General features: G+C 71.9%; 21 protein-coding genes. 5 read left to right on the top strand and 16 right to left on the bottom strand.

The window, feature by feature from the left end:
• Position 1 precedes the first annotated feature (1 nt).
• Complete coding sequence (gene deoC, locus SMD11_RS12675; RefSeq protein ID WP_087926565.1) at positions 2–985, bottom strand: deoxyribose-phosphate aldolase; 984 nt, start codon at positions 983–985, stop codon at positions 2–4.
• Between the two features lie 659 nt (positions 986–1,644).
• Here deoC and SMD11_RS12670 point away from each other — a divergent pair.
• Entirely contained in the window at positions 1,645–2,292 is a 648-nt protein-coding gene (locus tag SMD11_RS12670) for a PH domain-containing protein (RefSeq protein ID WP_087926564.1), read from the top strand.
• Between the two features lie 117 nt (positions 2,293–2,409).
• Here SMD11_RS12670 and SMD11_RS12665 read toward each other — a convergent pair whose 3' ends face one another.
• The 3 genes from SMD11_RS12665 to SMD11_RS12655 form a co-directional block, all read right to left on the bottom strand.
• The gene (locus SMD11_RS12665) at positions 2,410–4,077 is read right to left on the bottom strand and encodes a phospho-sugar mutase (protein ID WP_087926563.1); all 1,668 of its coding nucleotides are present in this window, start codon (positions 4,075–4,077) and stop codon (positions 2,410–2,412) included.
• A 300-nt stretch (positions 4,078–4,377) separates the two neighbouring features.
• Entirely contained in the window at positions 4,378–5,193 is an 816-nt protein-coding gene (locus SMD11_RS12660; protein ID WP_087926562.1) for a purine-nucleoside phosphorylase, read from the bottom strand.
• Between the two features lie 101 nt (positions 5,194–5,294).
• Positions 5,295–5,732, bottom strand: coding sequence for a gamma-glutamylcyclotransferase (locus SMD11_RS12655; RefSeq protein ID WP_058045957.1), 438 nt, complete (start codon positions 5,730–5,732; stop codon positions 5,295–5,297).
• Between the two features lie 166 nt (positions 5,733–5,898).
• Between SMD11_RS12655 and SMD11_RS12650 the strand changes: the two genes are divergently transcribed.
• Both SMD11_RS12650 and SMD11_RS12645 read left to right on the top strand, forming a co-directional pair.
• Positions 5,899–7,356 (top strand): NAD(P)H-quinone dehydrogenase, encoded by a 1,458-nt coding sequence (locus SMD11_RS12650; RefSeq protein ID WP_087926561.1) that lies wholly within the window; start codon positions 5,899–5,901, stop codon positions 7,354–7,356.
• Between the two features lie 80 nt (positions 7,357–7,436).
• Positions 7,437–8,477, top strand: coding sequence for a DeoR/GlpR family DNA-binding transcription regulator (locus SMD11_RS12645; protein WP_087926560.1), 1,041 nt, complete (start codon positions 7,437–7,439; stop codon positions 8,475–8,477).
• 16 nt (positions 8,478–8,493) lie between these two features.
• Here the strand turns inward: SMD11_RS12645 and SMD11_RS12640 are convergent, their stop codons facing one another.
• The 4 genes from SMD11_RS12640 to SMD11_RS12625 all read right to left on the bottom strand — a co-directional run bounded on the left by SMD11_RS12640 (position 8,494) and on the right by SMD11_RS12625 (position 12,709).
• The gene (locus SMD11_RS12640) at positions 8,494–9,090 is read right to left on the bottom strand and encodes a TetR/AcrR family transcriptional regulator (RefSeq protein ID WP_418952439.1); all 597 of its coding nucleotides are present in this window, start codon (positions 9,088–9,090) and stop codon (positions 8,494–8,496) included.
• Between the two features lie 135 nt (positions 9,091–9,225).
• Entirely contained in the window at positions 9,226–10,980 is a 1,755-nt protein-coding gene (locus SMD11_RS12635) for an acetyl/propionyl/methylcrotonyl-CoA carboxylase subunit alpha (RefSeq protein WP_087926558.1), read from the bottom strand.
• A gap of 314 nt (positions 10,981–11,294) precedes the next feature.
• Entirely contained in the window at positions 11,295–12,053 is a 759-nt protein-coding gene (locus tag SMD11_RS12630; RefSeq protein WP_087926557.1) for an IclR family transcriptional regulator, read from the bottom strand.
• A gap of 89 nt (positions 12,054–12,142) precedes the next feature.
• The gene (locus SMD11_RS12625) at positions 12,143–12,709 is read right to left on the bottom strand and encodes a DJ-1/PfpI family protein (protein ID WP_087926556.1); all 567 of its coding nucleotides are present in this window, start codon (positions 12,707–12,709) and stop codon (positions 12,143–12,145) included.
• A 215-nt stretch (positions 12,710–12,924) separates the two neighbouring features.
• On the opposite strand from SMD11_RS12625, the gene SMD11_RS12620 reads away from it, so the two are divergent.
• Positions 12,925–13,221: a hypothetical protein gene (locus tag SMD11_RS12620; protein WP_159395286.1), complete on the top strand. Its 297-nt coding sequence runs from the start codon at positions 12,925–12,927 to the stop codon at positions 13,219–13,221.
• Positions 13,222–13,234: 13 nt separating this feature from the next.
• Here SMD11_RS12620 and SMD11_RS12615 read toward each other — a convergent pair whose 3' ends face one another.
• From SMD11_RS12615 to SMD11_RS12585, 8 genes are all read right to left on the bottom strand, one after another.
• Entirely contained in the window at positions 13,235–13,846 is a 612-nt protein-coding gene (locus SMD11_RS12615) for a Maf family protein (protein ID WP_087926554.1), read from the bottom strand.
• A 52-nt stretch (positions 13,847–13,898) separates the two neighbouring features.
• Positions 13,899–15,383, bottom strand: coding sequence for a SulP family inorganic anion transporter (locus tag SMD11_RS12610; protein ID WP_087926553.1), 1,485 nt, complete (start codon positions 15,381–15,383; stop codon positions 13,899–13,901).
• 114 nt (positions 15,384–15,497) lie between these two features.
• Entirely contained in the window at positions 15,498–16,103 is a 606-nt protein-coding gene (locus tag SMD11_RS12605; RefSeq protein ID WP_087926552.1) for a carbonic anhydrase, read from the bottom strand.
• 215 nt (positions 16,104–16,318) lie between these two features.
• On the bottom strand, positions 16,319–16,705 hold the full coding sequence (locus tag SMD11_RS12600) for a hypothetical protein (protein WP_087926551.1): 387 nt from the start codon (positions 16,703–16,705) through the stop codon (positions 16,319–16,321).
• 207 nt (positions 16,706–16,912) lie between these two features.
• Positions 16,913–18,376 carry a peptidoglycan D,D-transpeptidase FtsI family protein gene (locus SMD11_RS12595; RefSeq protein ID WP_087926550.1) on the bottom strand — a complete coding sequence of 488 codons (1,464 nt, stop codon included), beginning with the start codon at positions 18,374–18,376 and terminating at the stop codon, positions 16,913–16,915.
• A 100-nt stretch (positions 18,377–18,476) separates the two neighbouring features.
• On the bottom strand, positions 18,477–18,605 hold the full coding sequence (mmpB, locus tag SMD11_RS36835) for a morphogenic membrane protein MmpB (RefSeq protein ID WP_267896821.1): 129 nt from the start codon (positions 18,603–18,605) through the stop codon (positions 18,477–18,479).
• Between the two features lie 344 nt (positions 18,606–18,949).
• Positions 18,950–19,159: an acyl-CoA carboxylase epsilon subunit gene (locus tag SMD11_RS12590; RefSeq protein ID WP_087926549.1), complete on the bottom strand. Its 210-nt coding sequence runs from the start codon at positions 19,157–19,159 to the stop codon at positions 18,950–18,952.
• 14 nt (positions 19,160–19,173) lie between these two features.
• Positions 19,174–20,763 (bottom strand): acyl-CoA carboxylase subunit beta, encoded by a 1,590-nt coding sequence (locus SMD11_RS12585; protein ID WP_087926548.1) that lies wholly within the window; start codon positions 20,761–20,763, stop codon positions 19,174–19,176.
• Between the two features lie 135 nt (positions 20,764–20,898).
• Here SMD11_RS12585 and SMD11_RS12580 point away from each other — a divergent pair, with 135 nt between their 5' ends.
• Entirely contained in the window at positions 20,899–21,777 is an 879-nt protein-coding gene (locus SMD11_RS12580; RefSeq protein WP_087926547.1) for a biotin--[acetyl-CoA-carboxylase] ligase, read from the top strand.
• Positions 21,778–21,802 lie beyond the last annotated feature (25 nt).

Below are 21,802 nucleotides of genomic sequence, written 5' to 3'. Positions count from 1 at the left end.
ATCAGTCCACCGTGACGTAGTCGGGACCGGAGTAGCGGCCGGTGCTCAGCTTCTGCCGCTGCATCAGCAGGTCGTTCAGGAGGCTGGAGGCACCGAACCGGAACCAGTGGTTGTCCAGCCAGTCCTCGCCCACCGTCTCGTTGACCAGGACCAGGAACTTGACCGCGTCCTTGGTGGTGCGGATGCCGCCGGCCGGCTTCACGCCGACCTGCACGCCGGTGAGCGCGCGGAAGTCGCGCACGGCCTCCAGCATCAGCAGGGTGTTCGACGGCGTGGCGTTGACCGCCACCTTGCCCGTCGAGGTCTTGATGAAGTCGGCGCCCGCGAGCATCCCGATCCAGGAGGCGCGGCGGATGTTGTCGTACGTCGACAGCTCACCGGTCTCGAAGATCACCTTGAGCCGGGCCTTGTCGGCGCACTCCGCCTTGACGGCGCGGATCTCCTCGAACACGTCCATGTACCGGCCGGCCAGGAAGGCGCCGCGGTCGATGACCATGTCGATCTCGTCGGCCCCGGCCGCGATCGCGTCCCGGGTGTCCGCGAGCTTCACCGGCAGCGCGGCGCGGCCGGCGGGGAACGCGGTGGCGACGGACGCGACCTTCACGTCCGTGCCGGTCAGGGCCGCCTTCGCGGTGGCCACCATGTCGGGGTAGACGCAGACGGCCGCGGTGCGCGGCGTCGTCCGGTCGGTCGGGTCGGGGTTGACGGCCTTCGCGGCGAGCGCCCGGACCTTGCCGGGGGTGTCCGCGCCCTCCAGCGTCGTCAGGTCGATCATCGAGATCGCCAGGTCGATGGCGTACGCCTTCGCCGTGGTCTTGATCGAGCGGGTGCCGAGGGACGCGGCGCGGGCTTCCAGCCCGACCGCGTCGACGCCCGGGAGGCCGTGCAGGAAGCGGCGCAGCGCGCTGTCGGAGGCGGTCACGTCCGCCAGCTCCGTCAGCCGCCCCGCGGCGTCATTGCCGTGTGCGGGAACTGTGGTGGGCATGGTCACCAGATGAGCATATCTACGCGCGTAGCGCGTGCCAACCCCTGAGCGGGGAGCTTTGCGGATGAGCGTGCGCGAGGGGTTGGGGCCGGGCCGGGCCGGGTGCGGGCCGTGCCGCTGCGCGGGGCCTTGTCCCCACCCCGCCCCTTCCCGAACCGGGGGCAAGCCCCCGGGCCCCCATTCACGCGCTGACGCGCGGTGCGAGACCCCCCGGACCCGCCGCCTGGGCCTGGGCCCGCCCCTCGGACATCTGCCCGTCGGCTCCGACCCGTGGCCGTCGTGCGGCGGAGGGCCGATGTGCGGTGGGAGGGGCGGGCTGGTCTGGGGGAAGGTGGTGTGGCCCGTGGTCGTCGTGCGCGGAGGGGCGATGTGCGGCGGGAGGCGGGGCAGGTCCGGAAGGAGGCGTGAGGGCGAATTTCGTGCGTAGCCGTCATGGGGCGGAGGGCCGACGTGCGGCGGGAGGGGGCGGGGCGGGGTGGGCCCGGTAGGGGCGTGAAGCGTGATTTGCGGGCCTTACGGCGGGCAACTGTGCCGCGGCGGGGTACTTGGCCCGTAAATCATGCAGCCCCGGAGGGCCCACCCCGCCCCGCCCCCGATCCCCCACCGCCCGCACCCGAGCACCCGCCCCACCCGAACACACCGTGCGGCACAATCGGCCCATGACGAGCCCGGACGACTCCTCCGCCCCACGGTCCCCACAGGAACCGGACGCCTACGCCGAGCGCTGCTACCGCTCGCCCTCCGGCATCGCCACCGGCGTGCTGCTCCTCGGCCTCGCCGCCTGGCTGGGCGGCGACGCGATCGCGCGCGGCGCCGACCGTACGCCCTGGCTCGCCCTGGCCGGACTCCTCTGCGCCGTGCCGCTGATCATCGCCTTCACCGTCCGGCCCGCCGTCTGGGCGGGCGCCGACCGGCTCCTCGTCCGCAACCCCTTCCGCACCATCACGCTCCCGTGGAGCCGCGTGGACGGCGTGCGCGCCGGCTACTCCAGCGAGGTGCTGGCCGACGGCGCCAAGTACCAGCTGTGGTCGATCCCGGTCTCCCTGCGCAAGCGGAAGGCCGCCGCCCGGCGGCAGAACCAGGCCGTGGCCGAGGGCATCTCCGGGGCCTCCGTGACCGCCGCCGGCACCGACCAGGGCGTCAAGGCGCCCTCGGACCAGGTGATGGACGACCTCCGGGAGCTCGCCGAGCGGAACGCCGGGCGGGAGGGCGCGCAGGGCGCCGTGACGGTGCGCTGGGCCTACGAGGTGATCGCGCCGGCCGTGGTGGGGTTCGTGCTGCTCGTGGTGCTGTTCGCGACCGGGTGAGTCGCCCCCCGTGCCGCGTCGACGCGCGGCGCCCGCTACGACGAAGCGCCGGGCGGGCTGGAGAGATCCAGCCCGCCCGGCGCTTTCAGTAGGGGGTGCGGGGCGGTGCCCCCGTCGTCAGATGCCCGCCGCGCGCGACAGGTCCGACTTGATCGCCGCCAGGACCTCCGTCGCCCGCGCCCGGGCGTCCGTCAGCGCGATCGCCGACGCGACCGGGACCACGACCTCCAGGTAGCACTTGATCTTCGGCTCGGTGCCGCTCGGGCGGACGATGACGCGCGCGCCCGACACCTCGCCCGCCGCGTCGCCGGCCAGGTGGTACCGCAGGCCGTCCGTCGCCGGCAGCGCCTCCGAGCCCTTCGCCAGGTCCTCGGCCGAGGAGACCTGGAGGCCGGCCAGCACCGTCGGCGGCTGCTCGCGCAGGCGCCGCATCGCGTCCGAGATCAGCGACAGGTCCTGGACCCGCACCGAGAGCTGGTCCGTGGCGTGCAGGCCGTGCTCGACGGCCAGGTCGTCGAGGAGGTCCGTCAGCGTGCGGCCGGACTCCTTGAGCTCGGCGGCCAGCTCGGCCACCAGCAGGGCGGCCGTGATGCCGTCCTTGTCGCGCACGCCCTCGGGGTCGACGCAGTAGCCCAGCGCCTCCTCGTAGGCGTAGCGCAGGCCGTCCACGCGGGCCAGCCACTTGAAGCCCGTCAGGGTCTCCTCGTAGTCCGCGCCGGGCGCGGCCGCCGCGATGTGGGAGAGGAGCGACGAGGACACGATCGTCGTCGTGAAGGTGCCCTGGGCCTTCTTGTGGACCAGGTGCGTCGCCAGCAGCGCGCCGACCTCGTCGCCGCGCAGCATGCGCCAGCCCTCGACCGACTCCGGGTCGGGGACCGCGACGGCGCAGCGGTCCGCGTCCGGGTCGTTGGCGATGACGATGTCCGGCGCGGCCTCGCGGGCCGTGGCGAACGCCAGGTCCATCGCGCCCGGCTCCTCCGGGTTCGGGAAGGCGACCGTCGGGAAGTCCGGGTCCGGCTCGGCCTGCTCGGCGACCACGGTCGGCGCGGGGAAGCCGGCCCGCTCGAAGGCGGCGGTCAGGACGGTGCGGCCGACGCCGTGCATGGGCGTGTAGACGACGCGGACGTCCCGGGCGGAGCCGTTGGTCAGGACCGCGTCCGTGCGCTCAAGGTAGGCCTCCACGATCGTCTCGCGGAGGGTCTCCCAGCCGGCGCTCGGGCGGGGCACGTCGGCCAGGCTCTCGATCGACGCGATCTCGGCGGCGATCTCCGCGTCGGCCGGGGGCACGATCTGGGAGCCGTCGCCGAGGTAGACCTTGTAGCCGTTGTCGCGCGGCGGGTTGTGGCTGGCGGTCACCTCGATGCCGGCCACCGCGCCGAGGTGGCGGATCGCGAAGGCGAGGACCGGGGTGGGCAGCGGCTTGGGCAGCAGGGCCGCCTTCAGGCCGGCGCCGACCATGACGGCCGCGGTGTCGAGGGCGAAGTCGGCGCTCTTGTGGCGGGCGTCGTAGCCGATGACGACCGTGCCGCCGGTGTGGCCCTGCTTCTTCAGGTACGCGGCGAGGCCGGCGGCCGCGCGGATGACGACGGCGCGGTTCATGCGCAGGGGGCCGGCGCCGAGCTCGCCGCGGAGGCCGGCGGTGCCGAACTGGAGGGTGCCGCCGAAGCGGGCGCTCAGCTCGGTGGTGTCCCCGGCGTCGATGAGCCGGGCGAGCTCTTCGCGGGTCTCGGGGTCGGGGTCCTCGGCGAGCCACGTCTTGGCCTGGGCGATGAGGTCTCGCTCCACGGGTTCTCCTCCGGAGGGGGTCAGTGTCTGGGTGCCGGGTTCTGGGTGCGGGTGCGGGTGCGTGGTGGGTCGGGGGCGGGGCGGGGTGGGCCCTCCGGGGCCGCATGATTTACGGGCCCGTGACCCGGTGTTGCATCGTTGCCCTGCGATTGGGCCCGCAAATCACGCTTTACGCCCCTTGCCGGGCCCACCCCGCCCCGCCCCCTCCCGTCGCACGACGACCGCGGGCCGGAGCCGATCGCGCTTCGTGCTGCGCGGTCGACGTCCGGCCCGGTCCGCCGTGGCGGGGTGTGGATCGATCTACAGGCGGTCGAGGACCTGCGCCAGGAGCGCGCCCATCGCGGTCGCGGAGTCGCGGCCGGCCTGGAGGACCTCTTCGTGGTTCAGCGGCTCGCCCGTCATGCCGGCGGCCAGGTTCGTGACCAGGGAGATGCCCAGGACCTCGGCGCCCGCCTCGCGGGCGGCGATGGCCTCCAGCGTGGTGGACATGCCGACCAGGTCCGCACCGAGGGTGCGGATCATCTTGATCTCGGCCGGGGTCTCGTAGTGCGGGCCGGGGAACTGGACGTACACGCCCTCTTCGAGGGTCGGGTCCACCTCCTGGCAGAGCGCGCGCAGGCGGGGGGAGTACAGGTCGGTGAGGTCGACGAAGTTGGCGCCGACGATCGGCGAGGTCGCCGTGAGGTTGATGTGGTCGCTGATCAGCACCGGCTGACCGGGGCGCATGCCCTCGCGGAGACCGCCGCAGCCGTTGGTCAGGACGACGGTCTTGCAGCCGGCGGCGACGGCGGTGCGGATGCCGTGGACGACGGCGGCGACGCCGCGGCCCTCGTAGTAGTGCGTGCGGCCGAGGAAGACCAGCGCGCGCTTGTCGTTGACCTTGTAGGAGCGAACCGTGCCCGCGTGGCCCGCGACGGCGGCGGCGGTGAAGCCGGGGAGCTCGGTGACCGGGAATTCGACCTCGGGGGTGCCGAGCGCCTCCGTCGCCGGGAGCCAGCCGCTGCCCATGACCAGGGCGACGTCGTGGGTCTCGGCGCCCGTCAGCTCGCGCAGACGGGTGGCGGCGGCGTCGGCCGCGGCGTACGGGTCGACCTGGGGGGTAACAGATGCGTTCACGCGGACGAGGGTAGCCGCTCTTCGCCTACGCGCGTAGATGTCGCCGGGCACGGTGTTCCGATTGTTGCTTTGTGTGTTGCGACGAGACGGGTCCGTCACTCTCAGCAAGGGCGCTTGCGGAGCTCCATCACATAGTCGTGCGGCGCGCCCGCGGACTCGGCCGCGTCGGCGATCTCGCCCAGGTAGCGGGCGGAGGGCAGGCCGCCCTCGTAGCCGTTCAGGACGTAGATCCACGCGGGCTCCTCGCCGTCCAGGGTGTGCACCCGCACCCGCATCCGGCGGTAGATGTCGAGTCCGACACCCTCCCAACGGTCCATCGAGTCCTCGTCCATCGGAGCGATGTCGTAGAGGGCGACGAAGACCTGGGAACGGGGGGCCTCGACGACGGTCGCCAGCGCGCCCTCCCAGCCCAGCTGCTCGCCGCCGAACGTCAGTCGCCAGTCGGAGAGCCAGCCCGTGCCGCGCAGGGGCGAGTGGGGTGCGCGGCGGGACATCAGCCGCGCGTCGAGGTTGCCGGCGTACGCGGCGTAGAGCGACATGGTTCCGAGGGTACGGGAGTGAGGCGGAACGGCATTTGGGATGGCAGGCTCGAAGGGAGGTTCGTCCGGAACCTCCTGCCGGTCCTCGCACGGATGGACGTACGCATTCAGGTACGTATTCACCTGGGGAGGCCCCGGGAGAAGTCGCTTTGATGGGTGCGGGACAATGGAGTACGTGACTCGGATCGTGATCATCGGTGGCGGACCCGGCGGCTATGAGGCGGCGCTCGTCGCCGCGCAGCTCGGCGCGGAGGTGACCGTCGTCGACTGCGACGGTCTGGGTGGGGCGTCGGTGCTCACCGACTGCGTGCCCTCTAAGACGCTCATTGCGACGGCTGAGGTGATGACGACCTTCGACTCCTCGTACGAGGAGCTGGGGATCATCGTCGCCGACGACACGCCGCACGTGGAGCAGGCGGCGCGCGTCGTCGGTGTGGACCTGGGCAAGGTCAACAGGCGGGTGAAGCGGCTCGCCCTGGCGCAGTCGCACGACATCGCCGCCTCGGTCACCCGCGCGGGTGCCCGGGTGCTGCGCGGCCGGGGCCGGCTGGAGCCGAACCAGGCGCCGGACGGTTCGCGCAAGGTCGTGGTGCGCGCCGCGGACGGCAGCGAGGAGACCCTCGTCGCCGACGCCGTGCTGATCGCCACGGGCGCGCACCCCCGGGAGATCCCGGACGCCCTGCCGGACGGCGAGCGCATCCTCAACTGGACCCAGGTCTACGACCTGGACGAGCTCCCCGAGGAGCTCATCGTGGTCGGCTCGGGTGTGACCGGTGCCGAGTTCGCCGGCGCGTACCAGGCGCTCGGCTCGAAGGTGACGCTCGTCTCCAGCCGCGACCGGGTGCTGCCGGGCGAGGACCCCGACGCGGCCGCCGTGCTGGAGGACGTCTTCCGGCGCCGCGGCATGAACGTCATGGCGCGGTCGCGGGCGCAGTCCGCGAAGCGGGTCGGCGACCGGGTGGAGGTCACGCTCGCCGACGGGCGCGTCATCAGCGGTACGCACTGCCTGATGGCGGTCGGCTCCATCCCCAACACGGCCGGGATCGGGCTGGAGGAGTCCGGGGTCCGGCTCAAGGAGTCCGGGCATGTCTGGACGGACCGGGTCTCGCGCACGAGCGCGCCGGGCGTCTACGCGGCCGGTGACTGCACGGGCGTGCTGGCGCTGGCCTCGGTCGCGGCCATGCAGGGCCGCATCGCGATGTACCACTTCCTGGGTGACGCGGTGGCCCCGCTGAATCTCAAGGCTGTATCCGCGAACGTATTTACGGATCCGGAGATTGCGACAGTCGGGTATACCCAGGCCGATGTCGACAGCGGCAAGATTGACGCCCGGATGGTGAAGCTTCCGCTGCTGCGGAATCCGCGCGCCAAGATGCAGGGCATTCGCGACGGCTTCGTGAAGATGTTCTGCCGCCCCGGCACGGGCATCGTGGTCGGTGGTGTGGTGGTCGCGCCGCGCGCCAGCGAGCTCATTCACCCCATCGCGATCGCGGTCGACAACAACCTGACCGTCGAGCAGATCGCCAACGCGTTCACCGTCTATCCCTCGCTGTCCGGTTCGCTCGCCGAGGTGGCGCGGCAGCTGCACACGAGGAAGACACAGCAGACGCAGCGTGACGCTTAGGGCTCAGGAGTACGCCCATACCACTTCTTGCGTTCGGGAGCGGACAACTTCCGTTAATTGCTGCAACCTGCTGAAAACGGATGGTCGTTGGCGTTACTGTCGGTTTCGTGTTCGCTGCAGAACGTCGTCAATTGATCCTCGAAATGGTGCGCGCCAACGGAGCGGTTTCGCTCCGTGAGCTCGCCCGTGTCGTCCAGACCTCCGAAGTGACCGTACGGCGGGACGTGCGGGCATTGGAGGCAGAAGGACTGCTCGACCGCCGGCACGGCGGTGCGGTGCTGCCGGGCGGTTTCACCAGGGAGTCCGGCTTCCCGCAGAAATCCCATCTAGCGACCGCGGAAAAGACGGCCATCGCCGATCTGGCGGCGAGCTTCGTCGAAGAGGGCGAAGCCGTCGTCGTCGGCGCCGGCACCACCACGCAGGAGCTGGCCCGCCGGCTCGCGCGGGTGCCGGGTCTGACCGTGGTCACCAACTCCCTGCTCGTCGCGCAGGCGCTGGCGCACGCCAACCGGGTCGAGGTCGTCATGACCGGCGGCACGCTGCGCGGTTCCAACTACGCCCTGGTGGGCAGCGGGGCGGAGCAGTCCCTGCACGGTCTGCGCGTGACCAGAGCCTTCCTGTCCGGGAGCGGGCTGACCGCCGAGCGCGGGCTGTCCACGTCCAACATGCTCTCCGCGAGTGTGGACCGGGCGCTGGTGCAGGCCGCGGCGGAGGTGGTGGTGCTGGCGGACCATACGAAGCTGGGCACCGACACCATGTTCCAGACGGTGCCCACGGATGTGATCACGCGCCTGGTGACGGACGAGCCGCCGGCGCACGACGACCGTGCCGCCACGGAGCTCCAGGCTCTCGCGGACCAGGGCGTCCACATCTCGGTCGCCGGGCCCGGCGCGGGGTCGGGCTCGGGGCCGTCGGGCGTCGCGGGCGGCGGGGAGGTGGGGCCGCCGGCGCGGCGCCGGGACGTTCCGCCGCTGCCGGGTCAGCGGCGCACGCACCCGCTGGGCGGGCAGCCGCCCGGCCCGGGGCAGGGCGGGCCGGCCGGGCCGCAGCTGCGCAGCGCGGTGTCGCTGGGCGACCAGTCGACGGCGAGGGTGGCGGACCTGGCGCCGCGGCGCCGGTAGGCCCGGTGCGGTGCCCTCAGCCGTCCGAGGGCACCGCCTTGAGGCCGCTCAGGGTCAGCATCAGCAGGCGGTCCGCCAGCTCCGGGTCGTCCGGGGACTGCTCGACCGCCAGGGAGATCGCGTTCGTCAGCTGCATCAGGTCCGAGATGCCCACGTCGGCGCGGACCGCCCCGGCCTGCTGGGCGCGGCCGAGCAGCCTGCTGCCCGCCTCGCGCATCGGCAGGCTGCACCGCGACAGCGCCGACGCCTCGTCGGTCTGCGCGGCCATCAGGGCCCGGGAGAGCCCGCGGTAGGTGCTGGCGTGCGCCACGATGGCGCGCAGCCAGTCCACCAGTGCCCGGCACGGCTCGGGGGACGCCAGCAGTTCGCGGGAGCGGGTGAGCAGCCCGTCGACCTCGCCCTGGAAGACGGCGCTCATCAGCGCCGTGCGGTTGGGGAAGTGGCGGTAGAGCGTGCCGATGCCGACGCCCGCCCGGCGGGCGATGTCCTCGAGGGAGGCGTCCGTGCCGTGCGCGGTGAAGGCGGTACGGGCCTCCGCGAGCAGTCGCTCGTAGTTGCGCCGTGCGTCCGCGCGCATGGGGCGTGGTGACGCCTGTGTGATCTCCGTGGCCATTGCCGTCGATCCTCCCTCTCGCTCCCCGCGAGTCAAGAATGCCACTGGCCCGGCCGCCCGCCGTCCGCTCGGTCCAGACCGCGGGCCCCGGCCGGAGCTCCGGCCGGGGCCCGCGGGCCGTGCTGAGGGGGCGCGTCAGTCCTTGATCTCGCAGATGACGGCGCCGGAGGAGACGGAGGCACCGACCTCGGCGGTGATGCCCTTGACCGTGCCCGCGCGGTGCGCGTTCAGCGGCTGCTCCATCTTCATCGCTTCCAGGACCACGATCAGATCACCCTCGGCGACCTCCTGGCCCTCCTCGACCGCGACCTTCACGATCGTGCCCTGCATCGGCGAGGCCAGCGCGTCACCCGACGCCGCCGAACCCGCCTTCTTCGCCGCACGCCGCTTCGGCTTCGCCCCACCCGCCGCAGCCGTCCGCGCGATCGTCATCCCCAGCGAGGACGGCAGCGACACCTCCAGGCGCTTGCCACCGACCTCGACCACCACCGTCTCGCGGCCCGGGGCCTCCTCCTCGTCCTCCACCACCGCACCCGCGAACGGAGGAATCGTGTTCTCGAACTCCGTCTCGATCCACCGCGTGTGGACCTTGAACGGATCCGAAGCGAACGCCTCGTCCGTCACCACGGCACGGTGGAAGGGGATCGCGGTCGCCATGCCCTCGACCGTGAACTCACCCAGCGCACGCGCCGCCCGCTGGAGGGCCTGCTCACGGCTGGCACCCGTCACGATCAGCTTCGCCAGCAGCGAGTCCCACGCCGGACCGATCACCGAACCCGACTCCACCCCCGCGTCCAGCCGCACACCCGGACCCGACGGCGCGTCGAAACGCGTCACCGTCCCCGGAGCCGGCAGGAAGTTACGGCCCGGGTCCTCACCATTGATACGGAACTCGAACGAGTGCCCGCGCACCGCCGGATCCCCGTACCCCAGCTCCTCACCATCGGCGATCCGGAACATCTCCCGCACCAGATCGATACCCGTGACCTCCTCGGTCACCGGGTGCTCGACCTGAAGACGCGTGTTGACCTCCAGGAACGAGATCGTCCCGTCCTGCCCCACCAGGAACTCACACGTCCCCGCACCCTCGTACCCGGCCTCCTTCAAAATGGCCTTCGACGCACGGTAGAGCTCCGCGTTCTGCTCATCCGACAGGAACGGGGCCGGGGCCTCCTCCACCAGCTTCTGGTGCCGGCGCTGGAGCGAGCAGTCACGCGTGGAGACCACCACCACATTGCCGTGCTTGTCCGCCAGGCACTGCGTCTCCACATGCCGCGGACGGTCCAGGTAACGCTCCACGAAGCACTCGCCCCGCCCGAACGCGGCCACCGCCTCACGCACCGCCGAGTCGTAGAGCTCGGGCACCTCCTCCAGCGTGCGGGCCACCTTCAGACCACGCCCGCCACCACCGAACGCCGCCTTGATCGCGATCGGCAGACCATGCTCCCGCGCGAACGCCACGACCTCCTCCGCACCCGACACCGGATCCGGCGTACCGGCCACCAAAGGAGCACCCGCCCGCTGCGCGATATGACGGGCCGCCACCTTGTCACCCAGATCCCGGATCGCCTGCGGCGGCGGACCGATCCACGTCAGCCCCGCATCCAGCACCGCCTGCGCGAATTCGGCGTTCTCGGACAGGAATCCGTACCCCGGGTGAACGGCGTCCGCACCCGACTCCGCGGCCGCGGCGAGGACCTTGGCCACGTCCAGGTAACTCGTCGCCGGGGTGTCACCGCCCAGCGCGTACGCCTCGTCGGCCGCACGGACGTGCAACGCGTCACGGTCCGGGTCGGCGTAGACCGCCACACTTTCGATCCCGGCGTCCCGGCACGCACGAGCGACGCGGACAGCGATTTCGCCTCGGTTGGCGATGAGCACCTTGCGCACGATGGCTCCCTCCTTGAAACAACGTGAGTTTAGGTACCGGCGACACTCTGTGCCGACCCGACTCCCGGGGTGAGGTTGCCCACACGGAGGGTGAACGGCGGGGCGTGCACGGGCATAAGTCCCCAGTTATCCCACGGTACGCCGCGTTCGAGGGCCCAGGGTGATCCTTTCGTGTGGGCTAGATCTCGGTGATCGTCCGGGAGCGTCGCCGCGCATTCTTTGTCGAGTCCCTACGAAGGGGTGGCGCAAAGTTTGCGTGTCCGGCGGGCTGTCGGAGTGGACCCCGGGCCCGCCAGGTGATCCCGGGCCGCGCCCTACCCGCCGGTAGTGCCGGCGGGGCGCGCGGCCGCCAACCTCCCGGCCTCGGCCGCCACATGGCGGAGGAACTCCGTCACCCGGTCCCCGCGGCGCTCGAAGTCCGCCAGCGGCAGGGCCACCGAGACGGCCGTGCGGGCGCCGTCCGCCGCCGGCACGGGCACCGCCACACAGGCCACACCGGGCGCGCACTCCTCGACCTCCACGGCGACGCCCTGCCGCCGCACCCGCCGCAGCTCCGCGTCGAGCCGGTCGGGCGAGGTGATCGTGCGCGGCGTGATCGCGCGCATCCCGGTCCCGGAGAGATAGCGCAGCCGGGCCGCGCGGGGGAGGGCGGAGAGCAGCACCTTGCCGTGCGCCGTGGCGTGTCCGTCGGCGTCCCGGCCGACGGAGAAACCGCCGGTCGGCGCGGCGGAGTCGGACGCTCCGGCGAGCACCGCTATCTCCCCGTCGCGATAGGCGCTGAAGTAGGTGTCCGCGCCCACCGTGCGCCGGGCCTTCAGCAGCAGCCCGTGCACCTCCTCGTCCAGCCGCATCTGGCGCTGGAAGGCGCGGTGCAGGGAGGGGACGCGGTAGCCGAGGGTCCAGCCGGCGGCGGTGCGCACGAGGTGCCCGCGCGCGGTGAGGGCGCCCAGCAGTTCGTAGACGGTGGAGAGCGCGCAGCCGGTGCGCCGGGCGAGCGCCTTGGCGCTCACGGGGCCGTCGGAGGCGGCGACGGCGTCGAGGACGTCGAGGGCGCGGTCGACGGACTGCGGCATGGCGGAGGCGCTCCTTCGGGTGGCGGCACGCGCGGACGGGCTGACCCACCAGCTTCGCACAGCCGGCGGAGCGCCCCGCCGGATCCGGCTCAGCGCTTGACCGGGGCCTGCTCGCGCAGAAGGTCGACGAAGGCCCGCATCCACGCCGGGTGGTCGTTCCACGCGCGCGCGGAGACCAGATTGCCGTCCACCACCGCCTCCGCGTCCACGAAGGTGCCGCCCGCGAGCCGTACGTCGGGGGCGCACGCGGGCCAGGCGGCCGTGCGCCGGCCCTTGAGCACGCCGAGCGGCGCGAGGGCCACGACGGCGTGGCAGATGTGGGCGACGGGCTTGTTCTCGGCGAAGAAGTGTTTGACGATCCGCTGGAAGTGCGGATCCAGCCGGAGGAACTCGGGGGCCCGCCCGCCGGGGATCAGGACGGCGGCGTAGTCGGCCGGGTTCACGTCGGCGAGCGCGACGTCCGCGGGCCAGCAGTGGCCGGGCTTCTCGGTGTACGTGTCGAAGGTCGACACGAAGTCGTGGACGACGAACTGGAGCTGCTTGACGGTCGGCGCGGCTATGTCGACCTCGTAACCCTCCTCCAGCAGCCGCTGGTAGGGGTACATGACCTCCAGGTCCTCCGCGGCGTCGCCGGTCGTGATGAGGATCTTCGGCATGACGGTGCTCCTCGGCGCTTCTCGGGAGTCGGCTCTACCGGAATATGCGCAGCGGGATACGCCGAGAAACTCCCCCGGACGGTCCGATCGGCCGCCGGGGAAGGGGTGTTGGAGTGGTGGGAGAGGTTCCGGTCACCGCGCGCGTACCTCTGGGGTGGGCCCCCATGTGGCGCAAGGAATGGTGACCGGTGGGGCCCGACCTCGTTGGGTCGGGCATGATCAAGCGCATCGCAGCCGCGGCCGCCCTCACCGGCGCCGCCCTCAGCATGTCCGTCACCGCCGCCTCGGCCGCGCCCATGCCGCAACCGCCCGTGTCGAACGCCGGGGAGGTCGCCGCGCCGCCGAAGATCGACCCGCCGCAGATGCAGGACATGAGCATCTACCCCGGTGCCACCAACCAGCTCGGCCAGCTCAACAAGCTGGGTCAGATCAGCGAGGTCGGCAAGGCCGCTAGCGCCCTCGACCCGGTGCTCGGACTGCTCGCGCCCGTGACCGGGCTCCTGCCGACCTGAGGTCCGGGGGCTCTCACACCCACAGGTCGGTGATCGAGGTCCCGAGCTCGCCGAGGAGCGTGCGGAGCAGGGGCAGCGACAGGCCGATGACGTTGCCGTGGTCACCGTCGATGCCGTCCAGGAACGGGGCGGAGCGGCCGTCGAGGGTGAAGGCGCCCGCCACGTGGAGCGGTTCGCCGGAGGCGACGTAGGCCGCGATCTCGGCATCGGTCGGCTCGCCGAAACGGACGGTGGTCGAGGCGGTCGCGGACACCCGCCGCCCGGTGGCGGTGTCGATCACGCAGTGACCGGTCCGGAGGATTCCGGACCGGCCGCGCATCGACTTCCAGCGGGCCGTGGCGTCCTCCGCGTCCGCCGGCTTGCCCAGTGCCAGGCCGTCCAGCTCCAGCACCGAGTCGCAGCCGACGACCAGCGCCCCGGCGGCCTCCGCCCGTACGGAGACGGCCTCGGCCTTGGCCTCGGCGAGGACCCGGGCGAGCTCGGAGGGGTTCGGGGCGGTGATCGCGTCCTCGTCCACGCCGCTGACGATCACCTCGGGGGCGAGCCCCGCGGCGCGGAGCAGTCCGAGGCGGGCGGGGGACTGGGAGGCGAGGACCAGGCGGCGGCGCGCGGGGCTGTCGTTCATACCGGCCAGCCTATGAGGTCGGCACCGCCCCCGCCGCCACGCCCCGTTTCCGTCAGCCTGCCACGGCGACCACCTCGCCCCGCACCTGCACGGGCTCCGTGCCCTCCTCGTTGTGCCGGTCCGCCCAGTTCGTCAGGGCCGTCCGGCAGGCGTGGTCCAGGTGGCGCAGCCCGGACAGGTGCAGCTCGATCGGCCGGTCCTTGGGCAGCGCCTCCAGGGTGTCGAGGATGTGCGGCAGCCGCAGGAACGTGGCGCTGCCGGTCAGCCGGACGTGGATGGGACCCTCGCCCTCGTCCTTGACGTCGAGCTGGACGCGCGAGGTCTCCCACGCGGTCTTGGCCACGGCCAGCAGCAGACCGGCCACGACGCCCTCGAACATATTGGTGGCCACGATGGCCACGGCGGTGACGCCGAGCACGATCGCCTCGCCGCGGTGCTCCCGCCACAGCGGACCCAGATCGCGCACGGGCACGAGCTTGCCGCCCGCGTGGACCAGGACGCCCGCGAGCGCGGCGACCGGGATCACCCCGAGCGCGGCCGGGAACAGCGCCGCGAAGAGCAGCAGCCACAGGCCGTGCATCCATCGCGAGGCCTTGGTGCGGGCGCCGGCCTGGACGTTGGCGGCGCTGCGCACGATGACGGCGGTCATGGGCAGGGCGCCGAGCAGGCCGCACACGGCGTTGCCCGCGCCCTGGGCCATCAGCTCCTTGTTGTAGTCGGTGCGCGGTCCGTCGTGCAGCCGGTCCACCGCCGCCGCGCTGAAGAGGCTCTCGGCGGAGGCGATGAGCGCGAACGCGAGGACGGTGCCGATCAGGGTGCCGTCGACCAGACCGCCGAAGTCACTGAGCCCGGGCGGCTGGATGGATTCGAACAGGCCCTTGACCTCGACCTTGGCGACGGGCAGCGAGAACGCCGCCGTCGCACCGGTGGCGAGGGCCACGGCCGCCAGCGGCGCGGGCACCAGGCCCGAGACGCGGGCGGGCAGCTTCTTCCACAGGATCAGCACGGCGACGGTGCCGGCGCCCAGGGCGAACGCCTTGAGCGCCTGGCTGTCCGAGGCGAGGTCGGAGACGAGGCCGGGCAGTCCGGCGATCTTGTCGAGCCCGCTGCTGGGCGCCTTGAGGTCGCCCATCGCGTAGGACTGGCCGAGGATCAGCACCAGGCCGATGCCGGCCAGCATGCCCTGGACCACGGCGACCGAGATGGCGCGGAACCAGCGCCCGAAGCCGAGGAATCCCAGGACGAGTTGGATCGCTCCGGAGGCCAGGACGATCGCCCCGAGGGTGCCGAGGCCATGGGTCTGCACGGCCTCGTAGACGAGCACGGTCAGGCCCGCGGCCGGGCCGCTGACCTGGAGGGAGCTGCCGGGCAGCGCCCCGACGACGAGTCCGCCGACGATGCCGGTGATCAGGCCGAGTTCGGCGGGCGCGCCGGAGGCGACGGCGACCCCGACGCAGAGCGGGAGGGCGACCAGGAAGACGACGAGCGATGCGGTGAAGTCCCGCCGCAGCACGGCGGAACCGGGATTGGTGAGCATGGATTCCTCACGTTGAGGTGGGGAAGGCGAGCGGAAGTGACCCGGGGCCCGGGAGGGGGCCCAAGGGAGGAGCCGGAGGGCCCGGGGCGGTTCGGCCGCGCCCGGGCCGGCGGGTCACAACGGGAGGAACAGCGCGTCGTCTCCGACGGTCTGGTGCGCCAGCACGAGGCCGGTGTGCACCTCGTAGTACCAGGCGTGCAGGCCGAGGCGGCCGTCGTCGATCCGCTCGGCGACGCACGGGTAGGCGCGCAGCCGGTCGAGCTGTGCGAGCGCGTGGCGCTGCACCGGGATGGCGACGTCGGGGGTGTCCCCCTCGCCGTCGCGGAGGGCGGGTGAGGCTCCGCGTTCCAGCCAGCCGCGGACGGCGGGCACCTGGGTGAGGTCCTCGTCGCGGACGAGCGCGCCCACGGCACCGCAGTGCGAGTGGCCGCAGACGATGATGTCCTGCACCCCGAGGACCGTGACGGCGTACTCGATGGTGGCCATCTCGCCGGCCGGGTGGTCGGTGCTGTACTCGGGGACGATGTTGCCCGCCGTGCGCAGCTCGAAGAGGTCACCCGGGCGGGTGTTGGTGATCAGCGTCGGTACGACGCGGGAGTCGGAGCAGGTGATGAAGAGTGCTTCGGGGGACTGGCCTGATGCGAGGCCGCTGAGCTCCCCGGTGGTGGACTGTCGCGCGCGGGTCGGGAAGGCGCGGGCGTGGTCGATGAGGGACTGCATGAACGGCTGACCTCCTGGAGGTAGTCGTTGTCGGTCGGACATCGAAGACGTGCGTCGTCGAGACGTCTTGACAGGGAAATGCCGCATCGAATGATGTGCGGCAGCGAACAGAGTGACGAAGGCGCTGAGAAGATCTGCCATCGGCGCGCGTTACTGATGGTAGTGACGCGACTGGAGGGCCGCTGGTTGCGCGCGGAGGCAAGGCCTCCAGCGAATCAGTGCCTGAAGACCTGGATGAGGGTGCCGACTTGGCGGCCGGAGCCACGAGCCGTCACGGGGGCGTGTCTGTCGGACGGCCCCGCACAGGGGTCAACGCCGTTGCCGCCGGGGGAGTTCCCGAGCGGCGCCGTGGTCTGGACCTGCTGCCGGGGCTGAGCTGTGCCGCCCCGGTGGGACACATGGGCGCGCCACATGCCCTGTTCGCCCCCGGAGCCTTCGCCGGGGTGGGCGCAGTCGTGCTCGGCGGACGCCGGGGCGCCGGCCGAATAGGCGAGGGAAGGGGCCGCCGGGGTCTCCCCGGCATCGGCCGTCCTGATCGTCAACAGCACGGCCAGGGCGAGGACGAGGAACGCGGCGAGCGCGCCGACAGAGCGTATACGCATTCTTCCTCGACCCCCCTTCGAGTGACTGTGCTGGTCGATTCTAGCCATACGAAGTGTCGGTGCAGGGGCAAAGTGATTACTGGTCAGTTAAGTCGTCACCTTCGCGTTCCCGGGGTGAACGCACGCGAAAGGGGGCCGACTTACGGGAGCGATGTGGACATCTCCGCCGTAAGTCGGCCCCCGTAACGGGGCGAATCCGTCAGTGGCTCACTTGCCGAGCGCGGCCTCCATGACCTTCTTGGCGATCGGCCCGGCGAGCTTGCCGCCGGAGATGTCCTCGCGGTCGATGTCCGAGCCCTCGGGGTCGATGAAGACGGCCACCGCGACCGGCGAGCCGTCGCCCTGCTTGGCGTACGAGACGAACCAGGCGTACGGCAGCTTCTCGTTGTTGACACCGTGCTGCGCGGTGCCGGTCTTCGCGCCGACCGTCACGCCGTCGATCAGGGCCGCCTTGCCGGTGCCCTTCTCCGCGGTGTTCTCCATCATGGTCTGGACCTTGCGCGCCGTGTCGGCGGAGACGGCCTGCGACATCAGCTCGGGCTTGTGCTTCTCCAGCGTGCCGAGGTCCGGGCCGCGCAGCTCCTCGACCATGTAGGGCTTCATCACCTTGCCGTCGTTGGCGAGGCCGGCCGTCATCATGGCGATCTGGAGGGGCGTGCTGGCGAGGCTGCCCTGGCCCATGCCGGTCAGCGCGGTCTGCGGCCGGTCGAGCTTCGTGGGGTAGAGGCTCTCACCGGCCCGCACCGGGATGTCGAGCTTCTTCTCGTTGAACCCGAACTTCTCCGCGGTCTCGCGCATCTTGTCCGTGCCCAGTTTGTCCGCGAGGTCCAGGAAGACGTTGTTGCACGACCACTGGAGGCCGGCCTTCAGCGAACCGTTGACGCATTCCTGCGTCTGCACGTCGTTGCGGACCGTGGTGGTGCTCAGCGGCAGCTTGTACGGCACCGGGGCGCTGCCCTTGGCGTCGATGTCCGAGACGATCCCGTGCTCCAGGGCCGCCGCCGCGGTGAGGATCTTGAAGGTCGAGCCCGGGGGGTAGCGCTCCTTGAGCGCCCGGTTCAGGGTCGGCTTGTTCTTGTCGGCCGCGAGGGCGTCCCAGGCCTTCTGGTCCTTGTACGTGTTCCCCGCGAAGACCGAGGGGTCGTAGGAGGGGGTGGAGGCCAGGGCGAGCACCTTGCCCGTGCGCGGGTCGAGCGCCACGACGGCGCCCTTGTACTTGCCGAGCCCCTCGAAGGCCGCCTTCTGCGCCTTCGGGTTGATCGTCGTGACCACGTCACCGCCGCGCGGCTTCTTGCCCGTGAGCATGTCCGTGGTGCGCTGGAGGAAGAGCCGGTCGTCGGTGCCGCTGAGCAGCTTGTCGTTGACGAACTCCAGCTGGCTGTTGCCGTAGATCTGCGAGGAGTAGCCGGTGACCGGGGCGTACATCTCGGCGTCCTTGAACGTCCGCTTGTACTTGTAGTCACCGGAGGTCTCCGAGGAGCCGGTGACCGGCTGGCCGCCCACGATGATGTTGCCGCGCGGCTGGGCGAAGGAGGCGATCCGGACGCGCTTGTTCTGCTTGTGCTCCGCGAATTCGTCGCCGCGCACGAACTGCACCCAGGTCGCCTGGAGCAGCAGGGCGAGTACGAGCACCCCGACGAAGACGGATATGTGCCGTACGGGTTTGTTCATGGTGGGACGCGCTCCCGGGTTCGCGGGCATTTCTCTTGTGATGATGCGAATGGGGAGATTTTGGTTGCAGTGAGATGCGCGTGGGGTGGGGGCGGAGGGGTCAGTGCAGGCCCAGGATGACGAACAGCACCACCATGCCGACGGCCAGCACGAGGCCGGCCCGGCGGAGCATGGCCTGCGCTTCGCGCAGCTCCTCGGGGGGCTCTTCGGGCGGATCCGACCACAGCATGGGTTCCATGCTCGCGCGGCGGGGTGGGCGGCGCCTGAGTACGCGTACTCAAGGTAGGGCGGGGCGGGACTTTTCCCCTACCCGCCCCTTCCCGAGACCGGGGGCTCCGCCCCCGGGCCCCCTTTTCCGCGCTTCGCGCGGTGTCCTCAAGCGCCGGACAGGCTGAATTTGCCCGGTTCCGGGCGACAACTCAGCCCGTCTGGGGGCACCTCCCAGCGGTAGCCGGGGGAGTTCGAGGACCGGGGTCCGGGGCGGAGCCCCGGTTCCGGGAAGAGGCGGGGTGGGGAAAGATCCGCCCCGGACGGACCGCGCACCCGCCCTGCCGACCGCCCGCGCCGGCCCCGCTACGCCGGCCAGTACGTCGTGCGCCACGCCCGCGGCCCCGCGGCCGGCATCCGGCCCGCCGCCAGCCGGCGCGCCGGCTCCGACCACTCCGGGCGCGCCTCACCCGCCTCCCGCGCGGCAGCGCCCCGCGCCGCCGCGCGGGCCTGGACCACCGCCAGGGCGGCGGCCAGCTCCTCCGGCGTGGGGTTGCCTCGCACTACCTTGATCATCGGACAGCCCCTTCCTAGAGCGGGATGTTGCCGTGCTTCTTCGGCGGCAGCGCCTCGCGCTTGTCCCGCAGCACCCGCAGCCCCCGCACGATGTGGCGGCGCGTCTCGTGCGGCATGATCACCGCGTCGACGTAGCCCCGCTCGGCCGCGGCGTAGGGGTTGAGCAGGGTGTCCTCGTAGTCCGCGATGAGCTTGGCGCGCAGCTCCTCCTGCTCCTCCGGGGTCTCCGCGGCCGCGATCGTACGGCGGTGCAGGATGTTCACCGCGCCCTGCGCGCCCATGACCGCGATCTGCGCCGTGGGCCACGCCACATTGAGGTCGGCGCCGAGGTGCTTGGACCCCATGACGTCGTACGCCCCGCCGAACGCCTTACGGGTGATCACCGTGATCAGCGGCACCGTGGCCTCGGCGTAGGCGTAGATCAGCTTGGCGCCGCGCCGGATGATGCCGTTGTACTCCTGGTCCGTGCCCGGCAGGAAGCCCGGGACGTCCACGAACGTGAGCACCGGGACGTTGAAGGCGTCGCAGGTGCGCACGAACCGCGCGGCCTTCTCGCTCGCGTCGATGTCCAGGCAGCCGGCGAACTGGAGCGGCTGGTTGGCCACGATGCCGACCGGGCGGCCCTCGACCCGGCCGAAGCCGGTGATGATGTTCGGCGCGAACAGCGCCTGCGTCTCCAGGAACTCCCTGTCGTCCAGCACGTGCTCGATGACGGTGTGCATGTCGTAGGGCTGGTTGGCCGAGTCCGGGATGAGGGTGTCCAGCTCCTGGTCGGAGCCCGACACCTCCAGGTCCGCCTCCTCCGGGAAGGCGGGCGGCTCGGAGAGGTTGTTGGAGGGGAGATAGGACAGCAGCGCCTTGACGTACTCGATGGCGTCCTTCTCGTCGCCCGCCATGTGGTGGGCCACGCCCGACGTGGCGTTGTGCGTACGGGCGCCGCCCAGCTCCTCGAAGCCGACGTCCTCGCCGGTGACGGTCTTGATGACGTCGGGGCCGGTGATGAACATGTGCGAGGTCTGGTCGACCATCACCGTGAAGTCGGTGATCGCGGGGGAGTACACCGCGCCGCCCGCGCACGGGCCGACGATCAGCGAGATCTGCGGGATCACGCCCGAGGCGTGCACATTGCGGCGGAAGATCTCCCCGAACAGGCCGAGCGCGACCACGCCCTCCTGGATGCGGGCGCCACCGCCGTCGTTGATGCCGATGATCGGGCAGCCGGTCTTCAGCGCGAAGTCCATGGCCTTGCCGATCTTCTCGCCGTACACCTCGCCGAGCGAGCCGCCGAAGACGGTGAAGTCCTGCGAGTAGACACAGACGGTACGGCCGTCGACGGTGCCGTAACCGGTGACGACGCCGTCGCCGTAAGGACGGTTCTTCTCGATGCCGAAGTTGGTCGAGCGGTGCCGCGCGAACTCGTCCAGTTCGACGAAGGAACCCTCGTCCAGCAGCAGTTCGACACGTTCCCGGGCGGTCAGTTTGCCCTTCGCGTGCTGCTTCTCCACCGCGCGGGCCGAACCCGCGTGGGTCGCCTCCTCGGTCCTGCGGCGGAGGTCGGCGAGCTTGCCCGCGGTGGTATGGATGTCGTATTCCGGCTCGGACACGGGATGCGGCTCCTGCTCGTCCTGAGGGGTGGGCTGACTGGGCTACCGGTTCGTAGCGTATCCGCGCGGATGCGCCGTGGCAGTGCGTCGTCGGCCACACCTTTTTGCCGCCGATTGCCTCCTAAGGTGGCTCTTATGACGCCCGATGACGCCTCAGGCTCCGCCGTGAACCGCTGGTCCGACCTCGACCGGCCCCCGCTCAACGCCCTCGCGCTCCGGCGCGGACTCCTGCGCCCCGGCGGGCTGTGGAGCTCCGTCGAGGTGGTCGCGCGCACCGGATCCACCAACTCGGACCTCGTTGCCGCGGCCGCCGCCGGGAAGGCGGCCGAGGGCGCGGTCCTCGTCGCCGAGGAGCAGTCCGCCGGGCGCGGCCGGCTCGACCGGGCCTGGACCGCGCCGCCGCGTTCCGGCCTCTTCTTCTCCGTACTGCTCACCCCGGGCCCGGACGTCCCGGTCGAGCTCTGGGGCTGGCTGCCGCTGCTCGCCGGCGTCGCGACGGCCACCGCGCTGTCCCGCGCCGCCGGTGTGGACACCGCCCTGAAGTGGCCGAACGACCTGCTCGTGACGGTCGGCGGCGCCGAGCGCAAGGCCGGCGGCATCCTCGCCGAGCGCTCCGGCGACAGCGTCGTCGTCGGCATCGGCCTGAACGTGTCGCTCCGCGCCGAGGAGCTCCCGGTGCCGACGGCCGGCTCGCTCGCCCTGGCCGGAGCCGTGGCCGTGGACCGCGACCCGCTGCTGCGGGCCGTCCTGCGGTCGCTGGAGGAGTGGTACACGGAGTGGCGACGCGCCGGAGGCGACCCGCGCGCGTCCCGCCTCCAGGAGGCGTACGCCGCCGGGTGCGCGACCCTCGGCCGGACCGTGCGCGCCGAACTGCCCGGCGGCAAAGACCTGGTCGGGGAGGCCGTGGCCGTCGACGGCGACGGCCGGCTGGTGCTGGCCACCGGCGACGGGGTGCAGCGGCCGGTGGGCGCCGGCGACATCGTTCATCTACGGCCCGCGCTGTCGGAAGAGTGAGCTACGGCACACTTGTCGTATCGTT

This window comes from Streptomyces albireticuli (assembly GCF_002192455.1).
In the GTDB taxonomy this organism is placed as follows: domain Bacteria; phylum Actinomycetota; class Actinomycetes; order Streptomycetales; family Streptomycetaceae; genus Streptomyces; species Streptomyces albireticuli_B.
The sequence above is the reverse complement of the archived record's forward strand: the minus strand, read 5'-3'. Positions and strand labels throughout refer to the sequence as shown.

Coding starts and splice junctions, on each gene's coding strand:
- deoC (WP_087926565.1), bottom strand. CDS start 985: ATGCCCACCACAGTTCCCGCACACGGCAATGACGCCGCGGGGCGGCTG.
- SMD11_RS12670 (WP_087926564.1), top strand. CDS start 1,645: ATGACGAGCCCGGACGACTCCTCCGCCCCACGGTCCCCACAGGAACCG.
- SMD11_RS12655 (WP_058045957.1), bottom strand. CDS start 5,732: ATGTCGCTCTACGCCGCGTACGCCGGCAACCTCGACGCGCGGCTGATG.
- SMD11_RS12650 (WP_087926561.1), top strand. CDS start 5,899: ATGGAGTACGTGACTCGGATCGTGATCATCGGTGGCGGACCCGGCGGC.
- SMD11_RS12645 (WP_087926560.1), top strand. CDS start 7,437: ATGGTCGTTGGCGTTACTGTCGGTTTCGTGTTCGCTGCAGAACGTCGT.
- SMD11_RS12640 (WP_418952439.1), bottom strand. CDS start 9,090: ATGGCCACGGAGATCACACAGGCGTCACCACGCCCCATGCGCGCGGAC.
- SMD11_RS12630 (WP_087926557.1), bottom strand. CDS start 12,053: ATGCCGCAGTCCGTCGACCGCGCCCTCGACGTCCTCGACGCCGTCGCC.
- SMD11_RS12625 (WP_087926556.1), bottom strand. CDS start 12,709: ATGCCGAAGATCCTCATCACGACCGGCGACGCCGCGGAGGACCTGGAG.
- SMD11_RS12620 (WP_159395286.1), top strand. CDS start 12,925: ATGATCAAGCGCATCGCAGCCGCGGCCGCCCTCACCGGCGCCGCCCTC.
- SMD11_RS12615 (WP_087926554.1), bottom strand. CDS start 13,846: ATGAACGACAGCCCCGCGCGCCGCCGCCTGGTCCTCGCCTCCCAGTCC.
- SMD11_RS12610 (WP_087926553.1), bottom strand. CDS start 15,383: ATGCTCACCAATCCCGGTTCCGCCGTGCTGCGGCGGGACTTCACCGCA.
- SMD11_RS12605 (WP_087926552.1), bottom strand. CDS start 16,103: ATGCAGTCCCTCATCGACCACGCCCGCGCCTTCCCGACCCGCGCGCGA.
- SMD11_RS12600 (WP_087926551.1), bottom strand. CDS start 16,705: ATGCGTATACGCTCTGTCGGCGCGCTCGCCGCGTTCCTCGTCCTCGCC.
- SMD11_RS12595 (WP_087926550.1), bottom strand. CDS start 18,376: ATGAACAAACCCGTACGGCACATATCCGTCTTCGTCGGGGTGCTCGTA.
- mmpB (WP_267896821.1), bottom strand. CDS start 18,605: ATGCTGTGGTCGGATCCGCCCGAAGAGCCCCCCGAGGAGCTGCGCGAA.
- SMD11_RS12590 (WP_087926549.1), bottom strand. CDS start 19,159: ATGATCAAGGTAGTGCGAGGCAACCCCACGCCGGAGGAGCTGGCCGCC.
- SMD11_RS12580 (WP_087926547.1), top strand. CDS start 20,899: ATGACGCCCGATGACGCCTCAGGCTCCGCCGTGAACCGCTGGTCCGAC.